This window comes from uncultured Paraglaciecola sp., assembly GCF_913058035.1.
Lineage (GTDB): Bacteria > Pseudomonadota > Gammaproteobacteria > Enterobacterales > Alteromonadaceae > Paraglaciecola.
In genome coordinates this window covers 14,381-30,155 of sequence record NZ_CAJXPA010000002.1, presented here as the reverse complement: position 1 = coordinate 30,155, position 15,775 = coordinate 14,381, and the positions used below count along the sequence as shown (strand labels likewise).

The 15,775-nt window shown below is 41.7% G+C and carries 12 protein-coding genes; 8 read left to right on the top strand and 4 right to left on the bottom strand.

From position 1 onward, the window contains the following. Nucleotides 1–556 precede the first annotated feature (556 nt). Nucleotides 557–1,474 (bottom strand): LysR family transcriptional regulator, encoded by a 918-nt coding sequence (locus tag QZ562_RS00510; RefSeq protein ID WP_293755455.1) that lies wholly within the window; start codon nt 1,472–1,474, stop codon nt 557–559. A 120-nt stretch (nt 1,475–1,594) separates the two neighbouring features. Between QZ562_RS00510 and QZ562_RS00505 the strand changes: the two genes are divergently transcribed. The 4 genes from QZ562_RS00505 to QZ562_RS00490 all read left to right on the top strand — a co-directional run bounded on the left by QZ562_RS00505 (nt 1,595) and on the right by QZ562_RS00490 (nt 5,548). Beyond that, nucleotides 1,595–2,815: an acyl-CoA dehydrogenase family protein gene (locus tag QZ562_RS00505; protein WP_293755453.1), complete on the top strand. Its 1,221-nt coding sequence runs from the start codon at nt 1,595–1,597 to the stop codon at nt 2,813–2,815. Then, complete coding sequence (locus QZ562_RS00500) at nt 2,816–3,622, top strand: SDR family oxidoreductase (RefSeq protein ID WP_293755451.1); 807 nt, start codon at nt 2,816–2,818, stop codon at nt 3,620–3,622. Nucleotides 3,623–3,773: 151 nt separating this feature from the next. Further along, nucleotides 3,774–4,523, top strand: coding sequence for an SDR family oxidoreductase (locus QZ562_RS00495; RefSeq protein ID WP_293755449.1), 750 nt, complete (start codon nt 3,774–3,776; stop codon nt 4,521–4,523). A 167-nt stretch (nt 4,524–4,690) separates the two neighbouring features. After that, nucleotides 4,691–5,548, top strand: coding sequence for a bile acid:sodium symporter family protein (locus QZ562_RS00490; protein ID WP_293755447.1), 858 nt, complete (start codon nt 4,691–4,693; stop codon nt 5,546–5,548). A gap of 23 nt (nt 5,549–5,571) precedes the next feature. Here QZ562_RS00490 and QZ562_RS00485 read toward each other — a convergent pair whose 3' ends face one another. Further along, nucleotides 5,572–5,949, bottom strand: a complete 378-nt coding sequence (locus tag QZ562_RS00485; protein WP_293755444.1) for a VOC family protein — start codon at nt 5,947–5,949, stop codon at nt 5,572–5,574. Nucleotides 5,950–6,614: 665 nt separating this feature from the next. On the opposite strand from QZ562_RS00485, the gene QZ562_RS00480 reads away from it, so the two are divergent. From QZ562_RS00480 to QZ562_RS00470, 3 genes are all read left to right on the top strand, one after another. Then, nucleotides 6,615–6,785, top strand: a complete 171-nt coding sequence (locus QZ562_RS00480; RefSeq protein ID WP_293755442.1) for a hypothetical protein — start codon at nt 6,615–6,617, stop codon at nt 6,783–6,785. Between the two features lie 442 nt (nt 6,786–7,227). Continuing rightward, the gene (locus QZ562_RS00475) at nt 7,228–8,106 is read left to right on the top strand and encodes an alpha/beta hydrolase (RefSeq protein ID WP_293755440.1); all 879 of its coding nucleotides are present in this window, start codon (nt 7,228–7,230) and stop codon (nt 8,104–8,106) included. Nucleotides 8,107–8,269: 163 nt separating this feature from the next. Then, complete coding sequence (locus QZ562_RS00470; protein WP_293755438.1) at nt 8,270–9,448, top strand: benzoate/H(+) symporter BenE family transporter; 1,179 nt, start codon at nt 8,270–8,272, stop codon at nt 9,446–9,448. A gap of 697 nt (nt 9,449–10,145) precedes the next feature. Here QZ562_RS00470 and QZ562_RS00465 read toward each other — a convergent pair. Next, nucleotides 10,146–10,340 (bottom strand): hypothetical protein, encoded by a 195-nt coding sequence (locus QZ562_RS00465; protein WP_293755436.1) that lies wholly within the window; start codon nt 10,338–10,340, stop codon nt 10,146–10,148. Between the two features lie 399 nt (nt 10,341–10,739). Further along, a complete protein-coding gene (gene betT / locus QZ562_RS00460; protein WP_293755434.1) occupies nt 10,740–12,707 on the bottom strand; it encodes a choline BCCT transporter BetT in 1,968 nt (655 codons plus the stop codon). A 306-nt stretch (nt 12,708–13,013) separates the two neighbouring features. Here betT and QZ562_RS00455 point away from each other — a divergent pair, with 306 nt between their 5' ends. Beyond that, nucleotides 13,014–15,677 (top strand): TonB-dependent receptor, encoded by a 2,664-nt coding sequence (locus QZ562_RS00455; protein ID WP_293755432.1) that lies wholly within the window; start codon nt 13,014–13,016, stop codon nt 15,675–15,677. Nucleotides 15,678–15,775: the final 98 nt, after the last annotated feature.

Sequence of the window (15,775 nt, the reverse complement as noted above, 5' to 3'; positions counted from 1 at the left end):
TTGATGCGTAATATAACATTCGGTTCTGGCGTGTGTACTCTAAAAGCTATTTTTTTTGTGCTGAATGTTGATACTTTTGCGCTTTAAAGTTGAAGCTAAAAGTATAATGAGTCTGTTTTATATTAATGAGTCACAGTTTATTAAAAGGTAAGTTGATATCACTGCAGTAGCGTAAAGTAAAAGTGACAATCACAATTAGGTAACCTAACCAAAATATTTGGGCAGAAGATTTAACGGAATACAAACATGAAAAAAGTGAGCGGCTGCTCGGCGGTCCATACTATGGTGATATATTCCAGTCTTAATAAAATAACAAAATAAATAGGATATTCTAATAGGTATTAAACATAGTTGGCCGATACCACTGCCCTTTCTAAAACAGTGAATGCAAACACTGCCAATAACAATTAACCCGCTCCTCAGGTCGGCTCGGGTTGGGTTGGCTCGGCTCGGGTTGGGCTGACTCGGCTCGGGTCGAGACAAATAAAACTGAATATTTTGAAAGACAAAAAATACGACGACATGGAAACCCCTCGCGACTAAAGCCAATATGAATCTAGATCAATGAAACCGAAATTTGCCTAAACCAACTTAAGGCTTCGTCATGCTCAGTGTTTTTGTGCCAGTAGAGATGCGTCTCAATGTTAGTCAAGCGAACAGGCATAGGGACCTGTGATAAACAACCGTCATGCCTCGTACCTTCCATTAACTCTTTACCTAATAAATAGGGCACAGTTAACAAAAAATCAGACTCAATAAGCATTGTTTTTGCTGCATAGTAATTCTGACATCGGATACTAATTTGCCGCGCGAGCCCTTGCTGTTGAAATAAAATATCCTCGGCCCCAGCTCCACTTGGGCGATTAGATACACCAATATGTTTTGCGTTAAAATACGTTGACCGAGTTAAATGATACTCCAGAGGGTGGCCTTTGCGCATCATCACACAAAACTCATCATCAATAAGTTTGGTGTGTAATACAGGAGGCTTGATGGGCAAAGCCACATCAAACGCCATATCAATATGCCCTGCTCCTAACTCTCGAGTTAAGTTCTCCCTGTCTACTTTGACACTGGCAAAAGTAATGTTAGGCGCAAACTCGGCCAATTTTTTCGCTAGCTTAGGCAAAATAGAAGGTTCGAGGGCGTAATGAATACCCAAACGAAAATGATGTTGACTGCTGTGCGGTTGAAACTCACCCCAGTGCTGCAATATTTGCATTAGGCGGGTCAGGTTATCAATTATCTGCGGAGCCATACGCTGACACGCAGGTGTAGGTAACATCCGATTATTACTGCGCTGAAATAGTGGATCACCCAAATATTCTCGCAACCTTTTTAATGCATGGCTAACTGCTGAAGGAGTAATATGCAGCACTTCTGCTGCCCGCGACATATTTTGTTCTTGATAAATACTTTCAAACACTTTGAGTAAATTAAGATCAAGTTGCTGGACTTTTGTGACATCGGTCATCGAACACCACCTAATGAATAAGATTCACAGTAACCATATAGTATTTTTCATTTCATTCAATTTAATAAAGCGACTATTCTATACGCAGTTACATACACCTAAACTTTTGGAGCCACTATTATGGATTTTAACCACAGCGAAAAAACACAGGGTTATATCGAACGTATTAAAGCCTTTATGGACGAACATATTTATCCAGTCGAAGAACAGATTTATACTGAAACCCATGAATTAAATCCCGGTGGTGATTGGAAAAATTGGCAAGTCCATCCATTAATTGAGCCACTCAAGAAAAAAGCGCAACAGGCTGGGTTATGGAATCTGTTTATGCCCGACGCAGAGTTAGGCCAGGGTTTAACTACATTAGAATATGCGCCATTAGCAGAACAAATGGGCAGAGTGTTATTTGCCTCTGAAATATTTAACTGTAACGCACCTGACACTGGCAACATGGAAGTGTTGTACCACTTCGGTAACGAATACCAACAACAAAAATGGCTTAAACCGTTACTAGCTGGTGAAATACGCTCAGTGTTTGGTATGACAGAACCCGATGTTGCCTCGTCTGATGCCACTAATATGCAAGCTACCGTAGAAGTAGACGGTGACGAATTAGTGCTCAATGGCAAAAAATGGTGGACCACAGGTTTAGGTCATCCCAACGCAAAAATGGCTATTTTTATGGCGCTGTCTAATCCAGAAAACGACAAACACAGTCAGCACAGCATGGTAGTAGTCCCTCTGGATTCTGCGGGTATTGAAATCAAACGTATGTTGCAAGCTTTTGGTGATTACGATGCCCCTTTTGGTCATGGCGAAATGCACTTTACCAATGTACGGGTACCCAAAGAAAACTTGCTTGTTGGCATGGGTAAAGGTTTTGCCATTGCTCAGGGACGCCTTGGACCAGGTCGAATTCATCATTGCATGCGATCGATTGGCGGTGCTGAAAAAGCTTTAGAACTGGCAATGCAGCGTGGTATGTCACGTACCGCTTTTGGTAAGCCTTTGATGATGCTTGGTGGCAACAGAGAACGCGTCGCCGAAGCACGTATTGCTATCGAACAAGCTCGTTTACTGACACTGCAAGCCGCTTGGAAAATTGACAACTTAGGCGTTAAAAATGCCATGGTGGATATATCAGCGATTAAAGTAGCCGTACCCAAAATGCTTGAAGAAGTGGTAGATATGGCTATCCAGATTCATGGTGGTGGCGGTATGTGTAACGACTTCCCATTAGCGCGGTTTGCTGCTGGTGCCAGAGCCTTGCGTTTAGCAGATGGCCCAGATGAAGTGCATAAAGGCATGGTTGCCCGTTTAGAACTGAAGAAGTATCAATAAATGAAAACAGTATTAATAACCGGTGGCGCTTCAGGTTTAGGTGAAGCGCTGGCGTTACATTATGCCAAGCAAGGTTGTGAAGTGTGTATTGCTGATCTCAACTCACAGCGAGGCTGTAAAGTGGTTGATAGCATCACTAAGGCAGGTGGTGCAGCCTTCTTTTTGCCTTGTGATATCACCAACGAAGCTGATATTGAAACACTGAAACAACAACTTCAATCCCGTTGGCAAAAAGTAGATGTATTAGTCAACAATGCCGGTGTCGCCACAGGCGGCGCATTGGAATTTGAAGATATTGAGCAATGGAACTGGGTACTAAATATTAATGTGTTAGGCATGGTAAGGATGTGCCGTGCTTTTGTCCCTTTAATGAAGCAACACGGCGGCGGTAAAATAGTGAATGTTGCGTCACAAGCAGGGATCACCCCTGCTCCACTAATGGGTAGTTATAACGCCAGTAAAGCTGCAGTGGTTAGCTTTTCAGAAACCATGCACCTAGAGCTCACTCACGACAATATTCATGTCAGTGTGGCTTGTCCGGGCTTCTTTTCCACTAACTTAGATGAGTCACTACGCAGTAAACAACCCGGTGTGGCAAAACTCGTGAGTAAAATGCTGCATACCTATTCCGATATCACCGCGGCTCAAGTAGCCGAAACCATCTATCAAGACAGTGAAAATTTCAAATTTATGACTATCACTCATAAAGACGGGCGCACCGCCTTTCGCATCAAACGTTGGTTTCCAGCTATGCGTTATTTGGCTATGATGAAAAAACAACTGAAAAACTTTAAACCTAAAGCCTAATACTTTGAAAAAGCTGGCTTTAAAGCCGACTACTTTCCCCTTTATGAAGTCTATGGTTTATTCAGATTAGCGGCGATTGTTCAGCAAATATAACGCTTCACCCCATAGGATAAAGAGCAATGCAAACAACAATAATAAAAGAGCAAACGAAATGATCAGACAAAATATTTTAATTACGGGTGCTAGCTCAGGTTTGGGTAAAGGCATGGCGATTGAGTTTGCCAAGATGGGGCGTAACTTAGCTTTATGCGCACGCAGAATGGACAACTTAGAGGCACTTAAACAAGAATTATTGACCATCAACCCCGATATTAAGGTATTTATTCGCTCCTTAGATGTGAATGATCACGACCAAGTATTTGAGGTGGTCAAAGCCTTTGCTGAAGATTTGGGTAATCTTGACCGCGTGATAGTCAATGCAGGAATGGGCAAAGGTGCGTCTATAGGCACAGGATATTTTAAAGCTAATAAACAAACTGCCGTCACTAACTTTGTTTCAGCCTTAGCCCAATGTGAAGCAGCCATGGAAATTTTTCGAAGCCAAAACGCAGGGCATTTAGTCACCATATCCTCAGTCAGCGCGGTGCGTGGGGCCCGCAGAGCCATGACAGTGTATGCTGCCACAAAAGCTGCGTTAACCTCGCTTAGTGAGGGAATTCGTATCGATGTGCTGGACACACCGATTAAAGTCACCACTATTCATCCAGGCTTTATTCGTACTGAGATAAATGAAAAAGTAAAAACGGTACCTTTTATTGTAGACTTAGAAACAGGCTGTAAAGCCATAGTTAAAGATATCGAAAAAGAAGTGGCGAGCAGTTTTGTGCCAAAATGGCCTTGGACTTTATTTAGGTACATTGCGCGAATTGCGCCATTAAGTCTGTTAGCTAAAATGAGTTAACGAAAAGGGTTATCTACTGCAAACAATATACGGTGGGCCGAAGTGAGGCCTGAAAGATGTCGCTTGCTCTTTCTCTTTCTCTTTCACTTTCTCTGTGAATTCGATGCGCAGCGCCAAGTGACCTTTGCCGTTTGAAACGTTAAATTTTAGCTAGGAACAGTTCACCAATGAGCGATTCGATTTTAACCCAAGTTATTCTGCCTTTAGTGTTGGCACTTATCATGTTTGGTATGGGTTTAAGCTTAACCAAACAAGACTTTTTAGAGCTTGGTAAAGAGCCCAAGCCAGTCGCGATAGGTTTATTTGGGCAACTATTAATCTTACCTCTACTGGCATTCGGCATCGCAAAATTTTTTAACTTATCTGAACACTTAGCGGTAGGTATAATGATACTGGCTGCGTGCCCTGGTGGTACTAGCTCGAATATTCTTAGCCAGTTAGCCAGAGCAAACTTAGCGCTGTCGGTTAGTCTAACTGCAGTCACCACATTGATCTGTGTTGTCACCACGCCACTTATTATTCGCTTTGCTATTGAAGAATTTAACGACACCCCAGTTGAATCATTTTCATTATTAAGTACCACCTTAGGTCTTATTTTTATTACCTTGATACCGGTACTTGTCGGCATCTTAATTAGGCACAACTTTGCTGATTTTGCGATACGCAGCGAGGTGTTTTTTAGGCGGCTTTCTACTGGTTTTTTAATATTTATGATAGTGGCCATTACCTACCAAGAACGAACAACGTTTTTAACCTCCTTTGTATCACTGGCAGAGACTGTTATCTCATTAAATCTATTGGCTATAGGAACGGGATTGTTGTTAGGGTTAATGTTTAAACTGGTTAAACGAGATACGGTGACATTGGGCATTGAAGTCGGCGTTCAAAATAGCGCAATGGCGATGCTGATCGCCATCACTTTTTTAGACAGACCCGATTATGCCATTGCAGCTGGGGTATACGGACTAGCCATGTACTTAGGTGCAGCAATGTTAATTTTTGGCGCAAAACGTTGGCCTAAATAAGGCCAACTCATAACGGCTATTGATTAAACACGCTTCATAGCACAGATTTTATTGCCAGCAGGATCTCGCAAATACGCTAAATATAGCTTCATAGAGCCGCCATCACGCACACCTGGTGCGTCTTCACAAGCTACGCCACCGTTAGCCAAACCAGCTGCATGCCATGCCAAGCCTTGTTCTTCGTTTTCAATAGCAAAACCCAAAGTACTACCATTGCCGTGACTGGCAGGTTCACCATCAATGGGCACACTTAAGCCAAACACACCGGTTTTAGTGAAATAGAAACAACGACCTTTAGGATCAACAGTGCCTTCTCCATAGCCTAACGCACCTAGTATGGCATCATAAAATTTCTTAGACTCTTGTATATCGTTGGCACCTAACATGACATGACTAAACATTTAACTCTCCTGAATTGAAAAAAGATAAAACAACAATAAGCATTCTACCCATAGCCTGACCTGACCTCACTTTTTTGCAGTGATAATCAACTGTTAGTTGCATGAAGGTTATGTTGACATTTATGCAGCCAATTCTTTGTCATAGCGATACCAATACAACCCAAGCAAATTGTGAGGGCTAATCCTATCGCTACGCGACTACCCAGTATTGTTTTTAATGAAAACTAAAAAACCTATCAACAAGCCCACATGTTTGACCATTATTGAAACCAATAACAAATAATTCATTTTTAACAACGGATTAAGTACAACGAGATTTATAGCTATAATATCGCCCACTAGTAAACCTTTTACACCCTAAAAAATAGTTACCAGGAGTAAAGATGCAGTATAAGAAAGTAAGCTGACCTGGCCAATGTGCTCAGCGAATAAGCATGCGGCTTTCAGCATATAGTTAGCAAGATTTCGATCACATCCGACAACCATAAATAAGAGATACTTTTACGATTGGCTTTACATTCAAGTCTAATGGCAGCGTAAAGAACAATCAAACAAAACAACATAAAAATACAAATTGAAATAAGATTAATTGATTTAAAAAATTTTAATAGAAGTAAAAAAAGCAGTAGTAAAGTCCCAATGTCGGCATTGGCTTTTTCATTAATATGTCAGACGAAGGTGAGATCTTGGGTTCCGGCCATGGTGGTGCCGACGAAGGTTTTATGTCGCAATTATATCTCGAATTAGATTCAGGTAACGGCTACGCCATTATGACTAACGGCAACAACGGCACTCAACTAATAGGTGAACTCGAAATACGCATAAAAGAAGCTTAAGATGTTGGTTATGCAAAGCCCGAGATAAAGACCTTAGTGGACATTAACAAAAATAAGCTGCAAGGGTATCTTGGTAATTACACAGTCAAAAATCCAGTGAAAATCGAAGTAATGCTAGAGGCAGCTGAAAATGGATTCCTGCTTACCGCATCCCAGTATGTGGAAAATGAAATGCATTAGTACCAAGGCAAAGGAGAATTCTTTGCCTTAGACGGAAGTAAGGTCACGTTTGATAGGGATGAAAGTGGCGTAATTACCACCCTTATTACAAGCAATGGTATACACGGGAAAAGAAAAGACTGATAAGGTTTAATCAGTCACCCAGAGTAATACAATACAAAAAATCTATGCAGATATGGAGAAATAGCGTATCAAAACAACAAATAATCTGAGCACTGGATCCCCTGATATTTTTGAATTTAGCGGCGTTGATAAAATTCAGTTGCACTGCGCTTACTGGTTACCCGATGGAGACATCAAAGCTGTTATCCAAATAGCCCATGGCATGGCCGAACATGGCGCTCGTTATGCCCGTTTGGCTGCTTGCTTAAACGCCGCAGGTTTTGCTGTGTATGCCAATGATCATCGGGGTCATGGGAAATCCATACCAAAGGGGCATACTCCAGGACATATGGCTGACGAGGATGGCTGGAACAAGGCGGTTGATGATCTAGACTTACTGAATGCTGAGATCCGCAGACGCCATCCAGATACGCCCATTATTTTACTTGGCCATTCTATGGGCTCCTTCCTGACTCAATCCTATCTCAGTAAATACGGAGAAAATATCACGGCAGCGGCTCTATCGGCTAGTAATGGACCACCGGGGTTTGTTGGAAAAGTAGCGCAATTGATTATCCGAATTGAGAAGTTAAGGCTGGGGAAAGAAGGACACAGCGCACTGATGGCAGCTATGACCTTTAAAGCATTTAACAAAAAATTTAAGCCCAACCGTACCGAGTTTGACTGGTTAAGCCGAGATATTGCCGAAGTGGATAAATATATTGCTGATCCTCTGTGTGGATTTGAATGCTCAGTGGCGACTTGGCAAAGCATGCTGGATGCTTTGACCATCATTGCCTCGGACGAGACGCTTAATAAAAGGGATAAAGCAAAACCCATTTATATCATTAGCGGTACAGACGATCCCGTTGGCGAAAACAGCAAAGGAGTAAAACGCCTACTCACGACATACGAAAGACACGGTTTCAAAAATATTACTAACAGATTTTATCCCAGTGCGCGCCACGAACTCTTCAACGAAACCGATCGTGATGAAGTCACAAGTGACTTTATCACCTGGGTAAAAAATATATTGTGACACCGATAATCCAACTAGCCGAGACTACTCTTTCGTGCAATATTGGCTCCAGCCATTGTGGCATCCGTAATATCAGGGAAGATGGTGTTAAACCCACTTTATGTTTCGATCACAAACAAACTCATGTTAAATTTTGTATGCATCTTAAAATTTGAATACAAAAATGAAAATTAAAAACTTTATATCAGATCTTAGCCTATCCGCCGTAAGTGCTGGTTTTATTGCCGTTTTAGTAGGCTATGCCAGTGCTTGGGTGATTGTATATCAAGCTGCGATTGCCGCGGGTGCTAGCCAAGAGATGATTGATTCTTGGATATGGGCTTTGGGTATGAGTATGGGGCTGGGCTGTTTAGGCTTATCGCTTTATTACAAACGCCCCATCATCATTGCTTGGTCAACGCCAGGTGCAGCATTACTGGCCAGCACACTAAGCGATAATAGTATTAGTGAAGCCATCGGCATTTTTATATTTGTTGGCACATTAACACTATTAACAGGTCTATCTGGTTGGTTCGACGCTTTAACCAAACGTATCCCCTTACCTTTAGCTTCTGCTGTGTTGGCTGGCATATTATTCCAGTTTGGACTCAATATATTTACATCATTACAAAGCGACCCGCTTATGGTGGGGATCATGCTAATCACTTTTTTATTTGCCAAAAGATGTTTACCTCGATATGCGACCGTTGCAGTCCTGTTTGTAGGATTTATTTGTGGCTACTACTTTGATTTAATAAACCTAGAGCAAGTGAGATGGTCGCTCGCAACACCAGTGTGGACATGGCCAGAATTTAACTTGAGTTTATTAATAGGAGTAGGTTTACCATTATTTATTGTGACGATGACATCACAAAATATACCAGGCATCGCTATATTGCGGGCTACTGGGCATAGCCAGGCTCCGGTATCGTCCATACTAAGTTGGACCGGAGTGTTGAATATATTGTTCGCGCCTTTTGGTGCTTTCACTTTAAATTTAGCGGCAATCACAGCGGCCATATGTGCCAGTGAAGAGGCTCACCCTGATCCAGATAAACGTTATATTGCCGGGGTATTCGCAGGGGCATTTAATATACTGGCGGGTATTTGTGGCGCCACGGTAGTGAGTTTATTTGCCGCTTTCCCTGCAGCAATGATTACAGCGTTAGCAGGCTTGGCTTTGTTGGGTATTATTGGCGCAAGTTTACAATCGACCTTTGAACAGCCCGACTATCGTGATGCCGCCTTAATCACCTTTATAGTCACGGCCTCTGGGGTATCTTTCTTTGATATAGCTTCAGCGTTTTGGGGTATTACAATTGGTCTTAGCACATTATACATCAGCCGTTTTACGAGGACATAACCGATGACTAAAAACCAGTCAGTAATAGTATTAACGACTATTAGACGCGACTAGGGCCAAACAACTAAGCACATCCAAAACCATTTAGAGCAACACATGACTAGAGCAGGTGGGACGTTAGTCGCTTATTTGAGTTAACAACATACACTTTGAAATTAACAAATACTGCGTTAAATATGACCGTCAAACTCGGATTTCTCTTACGAATGTTCAAATACCACCATACCTGCTGGTAAATCTAGTTTTTGACTCGAGCTATTAAAGCTTGCGCCAAGCACGTGTGAAATATAAAACGAGCTATAGGCTCGGCATGGCTCTTTCATTTAACGAATACTTACAATATTGGCAGCAAACGAGTTGGATATTTCAACTTTATAACGCTTAGACATGTTGTAGAACAATTGTTTACCTTCGACCCACCAGGCAGGCTTATTCCCACAACAGAATTTAGACAGCGGCAGGTTTAGTATGTAGTGACAGCCCCATAGTTTCGATACCTGCTTGAAGTGTTTGCGAACGATGCAAATGGCAGGTAAACCTTACCTGCAGCGTTTTTGCCTATACCAATCCCAAATTTTTATGTGTTGCTAATATAGAAGAAACTGGTGCGGTGTAACGATATGCTTTTTTGTATTAGAACCGGTCAGCCAACTTGATGTTTAACAGTTATGTTCTTTTGCAGCTGTCACGATAGTAGCTAAATTATTGTTGCAACAGTACTTGAGATTTCTCCCTGCACTATGAACAATACTTGTGGATGCTGTTGTGCAATCAATATGTTCGACCACTGCATCTGGATCTGTGTTTTTTTTCCTTCGAATTTCAAACGCACTACGCTGGCTTCAACACGTTTGGCCATTTCAGCTAAACGATGACTAAAAGACCATGGCATAGACTGAGCGTTTTACTGCCCAGTAAAACCAAGTTTGCAACTGCCATCTCCATTACCGTAGTTCTTGGATACGCTCATCAAAAATAGGTACCGTTTCAGTTTGGAACACATAACGCTACATTAACTTAAGTTACTCAATAATCTGCGCCATAATGCCGTCCAAATACTTAATCACGGTACTATTTGTCGCTGCCACTCTAATTGGAATGGGCATTGGCCTCCATCACCAACAATAGTTATCAGCAAAAATATCGTCTATCAACAAAATACCTTGGGCGAATTAATACGCTCATTTGTTACTTATTTTTTATAGCTTGAATAGATAATATAAAAAAAAATAAATAAGCGGCGGGTATTTACATAATCCGCCGAGGACTATTTAAGTGATAGATGTACCTATTAGCGTACAAGATGCAGAAAATGCTGATGTTTATGATACTGGTCAATCATGTCATTGATAACTGCTTGCTTCGACCAACCCATAATATCGTAATCTTGCCCACCCTCAGCCAAGTGTACCTCTGCACGATAATAAGTATGCTCATCTGAACTTTCTAGTGATTCTTCATTATCTGGAGAAAAACTCGGTTGAAGGTATTTTTCACACTTAACCCCGTATACAAATGAATGCTCCCCACCATATTGTACATTCAAACTCAACATGCCTGATTTATTTATTAACTGCGACTCAACCTGATTATTACTTAATTCTAGACTCACTTTATCCATGGCTGGTTGCACGTTAGTCGCAATAAACTGGGTTACAGCTGTTTTATTGGGAAATTGTATAATAGTCGAAAGCCGCTTCTCCCAACCGCTATCCGTGGTAGACGGATGAGGGTGCAGATTCATTGCCAGACTGGCTTTTTTATGGGTTTCAATACGTAACGCTTTTACTAACCCAACCAGTGAAAGTAGCAGGATGATAGAAAAGGGTAAAGCCGTCGCAATGGTCATTGTCTGTAATGCATTTAAGCCACCTGCAGTTAACAATATTGCAGAAACAAGACCCACACCTACAGCCCAGTAAATACGTTGCCAAACAGGTGTATCGTTTCTACCATGTGAGCAAAGCATATCAACTACCATTGCACCTGAGTCACACGACGTGACAAAGAACACTATGACCATCAAGGTGGCAATAAAACTCAGGAATCCTTGGAATGGAAAGTTTTCTAAAAACACAAACAATGCAACAGGCGCGTTAGTACTGACCATTTCTCCCAATTTGTCCACACCCTGAGTATAAATAAGATCAATCGCAGAGTTGCCAAACACCGTCATCCAAAACAATGTAAAAGCAGTGGGGATCACCAGAACACCAATAATAAACTCGCGGATTGTTCTACCACGTGAAATTCGCGCAATAAAAAGTCCAACAAAAGGAGCCCAAGCTAACCACCAACCCCAATAGAAAATAGTCCAGCCACCAATCCAATCAGTTTTATCATAAGCGAATAAATTAAAGGTGTTGCGTACAATGTCAGATAAGTAGGCGCCAGTATTTTGTACATAGGCGGCAAGCAAAAAGACTGTGGGTCCTAAAATCAGAATAAACAACAACAAAGCAATAGCTAGGATCATATTTAGTTCTGATAAGCGGCGTATACCTTTATCTAAACCAGTTGCTACTGAAACAATAGCAATAGCAATAATACCTATCATCAAGTAAATTTGTACGGGTATAGACTCTTCTAAACCGAACAGGTAACTCAGGCCTGAGTTAATTTGTGCTGCACCTAAACCTAGCGATGTAGCGATACCAAAAACAGTACTTACAACGGCAAAAATATCGACGGTATGACCTGCCCATCCATAAATTCGGTCGCCTATCATCGGATACAAAGCAGAACGTAGTGTGAGGGGTAAATTTAGCCTAAAACTAAAATAAGCTAATATCAAACCCACTACTGCGTAGATCGCCCAAGCATGTAAACCCCAATGAAAAAAGGTCATTTTCATTGCTTCTCGCACTGCTTCAATCGTGCCTTCAGTTGCGGTAGGGGGTGACAAAAAATGCATCACAGGTTCGGCTACACCAAAAAACATGAGCCCAATTCCCATGCCAGCGGCAAACAACATTGAGAGCCAGCTAGGAAAAGAGAAGTCAGGTTTACAATGATCAGGGCCCAAGCGTATTTCGCCAAAGCTAGAAAAGCCTATATAGATGACGGTGAGAAGAATGATTGCTACCGACACTACGTAAAACCAGCTACCGTTTGTAATAATGACGCTTTGCAAGTCAGTGAAAAGAGTATTAGCGGTCTGTGGCGCTATTAATGCAAATAAAACTAAGAGTAAAATTAACAATGAAGAGAGATAAAAAACGGGGCGATTAAGGTGTTGGTCTATTCGGGTTAGAGCCACTTGGTTAGCCTGTAAATCTATTTAATATTCTTCAATATACCCTATTTGAGATTTATTTTAAACTTGCAATATAATCAAACTAAAACACCTTTATACAAACAATATAATTAGAGTGCTACGCATTAAATTTTCATCTCACTTTTGACACCTCTAGGCACCGTATTAGAAATGAGCATCGAAGTATGGTATACTTTCCTTCGCCATGTCTAAAAAAAATCGTATTCAAACTAAATACTGTAAGCATTGGGTCCAACAAAAATATAATCCCTTGGCAGTGCAAACATAATACATAGAGGCTTTGACTATATGAACAAAACTAAAATCAGCTGTGCCATCGTCACAGCGCTTGCACTTAATCCTGCAATAGCCCAACAAGATAAATCAGCAAAAGCACAAATAGAAACCATCCAAGTTACCGCCACCAAAAGAACAGAATCAATTCAGGATGTCCCTGTTTCTGTTTCCGCCTTAAATGGTGAAGCCCTAGAAAGTCTAGGTGTTGAAAGCTTCAACGACTACGTAGAATTTTTACCAAACGTAGTTTTCCAAGGTACTGGCCCAGGCCAAAACGAAATTTATATTCGAGGCGCAGCAACCACACAAACCAATATTTCAGTATCTTCAGTGCAGGCATTACAGCCGTCTGTTGCGTTTTATCTCGACGAACAACCCGTATCTATGCAAGGTAGAAACTTGGACGTTTATGCTGCAGATATTCAACGAATCGAAGTGCTGCCTGGTCCACAGGGTACTCTCTTCGGTGCGAGTTCACAGTCAGGTACCGTTCGAATGATCAGTAAAAAACCTGACCATTCTGGCTTTTCTGCTGGCATGGATGTAAACATTGGCAGTACTAAAGGCGGCGAGATGAGTAATTCCGTCGAAGCTTTTATGAACTTTACGCCTACCGATGAACTGGCACTTCGGGTCGTCGCTTATAATGACAAACAAGGTGGATGGATTGACAATATCCTGAATAAACCTGGCGAAGGCGGCTACATTGGCAGCCCTGTTGTTATCGACAGAATATCAGGCGGTCCCCTAAGCGATCCGCAAAACACGCCTATTGTGTCACCTAAAAACGGCAGTTTAGTAGAAGACGATACCAACGATGCAATTTATGCGGGTGTTAGATTTGGCGTATCATATTTGATCAATAATGATTGGTCATTATTAGTGCAACACACTGCTCAGTCTCTTGAAACGGAAGGGGTATTCTCTTACGATCCTAACCTTGAAGGTGAAAGCTCTGTTAACCGTTTTGTTCCTGAAGACAATGACGACGAGTTTGGACTCACCACTTGGACGTTAAAAGGGCGTTTAGACAAGCTTGATGTGGTGTACACCGGGGGGTATCTTGACCGTGAAATCAGTTCAACTATCGATTATACCGGTTATACCAACGGCGGTTTGTTCTCAGCTTATTATGTGTGTAGTTATGGTAGCTATAATGATGGCATCGTTGCCCCAGAAGATGAAGCCTGCCTAGACCCAACTAAGTATTATAAAGAAAAAACAGACACGTCGCGTATAACGCACGAGCTTAGATTCAATACCGACGTAGACAACGCATGGCGTGTAACTGCTGGTATTTTCTATGATGACCAGGAGCTTGGAACCGTTGGCCAATTCAAAATTGCCAACACAGAATTAGGTGCGTTCACCAATTTAGGTAAATCGCTACCAGGCTCTGAAGGAATTAACAGCAACGGTGGACCGTTCGAGTCAGGCATTAGTTTTGTCAATGACGTGACTCATACCATCGAGCAGGTCGCAGTATTTGGTCAGGCTGAATATGATATTACTGATAAACTGACCGCTACCTTGGGCGCACGTTGGTATCAAATTGATGACGTATTTAAAGGCTCAACAACCAGTACTGATGTTAGCCGAAGAATTCGTGCGTTTGGTACTCAAGACCCAGCAGAGTTAGACTTGGCAACAGGTGATGCTTCAGGAGTACTTCAATCGGCTATTGCAAGCGGCCAGTTGGACGTCAGCTTATTAGACGATAGCGGCACATTATCAGTCGACGATACTATCTTTAAAGCCTCGTTAGATTACAAAATGTATGATGATATACTGCTATTTACTTCTTACTCAGAAGGATTTAGACCACCAGTAACCAATCGTCAAGGTGGTGACCTTGCGAGTAATCAAAGTGGTGCATTTGATGGCTTCAGAATACCCGTTTATTCCACCACTGATAGCCTTGATAACTTCGAGATAGGTATGAAAGGTGACTTTTTCGATGGTATTTTTCGCGTAAATGCCACTGCTTTTTATTCTGAAATCACCGATTTACAAACATCGCGTTATGACCCAACCAACATCAGCTTTTTAGTATTCACCGATAATGTAGGTGATGCCGAAATAAAAGGTATCGATGCTGATATTACGTGGTTAGCAACAGACAACTTAGTCATTAACGCTGCTTTTAGTGTTCTAGACACAGAATTAACCCGTGTTAATGCTGAACTAGCAGGTATTGCTCCCGGTGTAGGAGCACGTCTGCCTTATTCAGCCGAGTTTTCGGGTAATATTCGCGCACAATACTATTTTGAACTTGATGGCGGCTATGATGGTTACGTTAACGCATCGGTAAGCTACACGGGTGACCGTTTAGCTGGAATGTCTATGGATGCTTATGTGACCGAAGACGCTACCCGATTGATTTACGGTACTGGCTCAGGCTTACCTATTCAAAATGAAGCAGCCACTTATGACGGTACATCATTTCAAGACTCAAATGGTGACGTTTTCCAAGGTGGGCGTTACATTCAAGAAAGCTATGCGATTGCCAATGTCTCTGTTGGTATTACCAAAGACGACTGGAAAGCTGAGCTGTATATAAATAACATTGCTGATGAAAGCGGTGTGTTATATATCGATACACAACAATTTACGCCAAAAGTTGTGACTAACCGTCCTCGCACAGTAGGATTAAGACTGTCTTACGATTTTTATTAAGCTAGACAGTTTTTAACAAAGAAAGGCAAGCGTTTAGCTTGCCTTTCTTTTATGTATTGAAAAAAGCGCGAAGTAATTACAATTTGATCGTAATATAA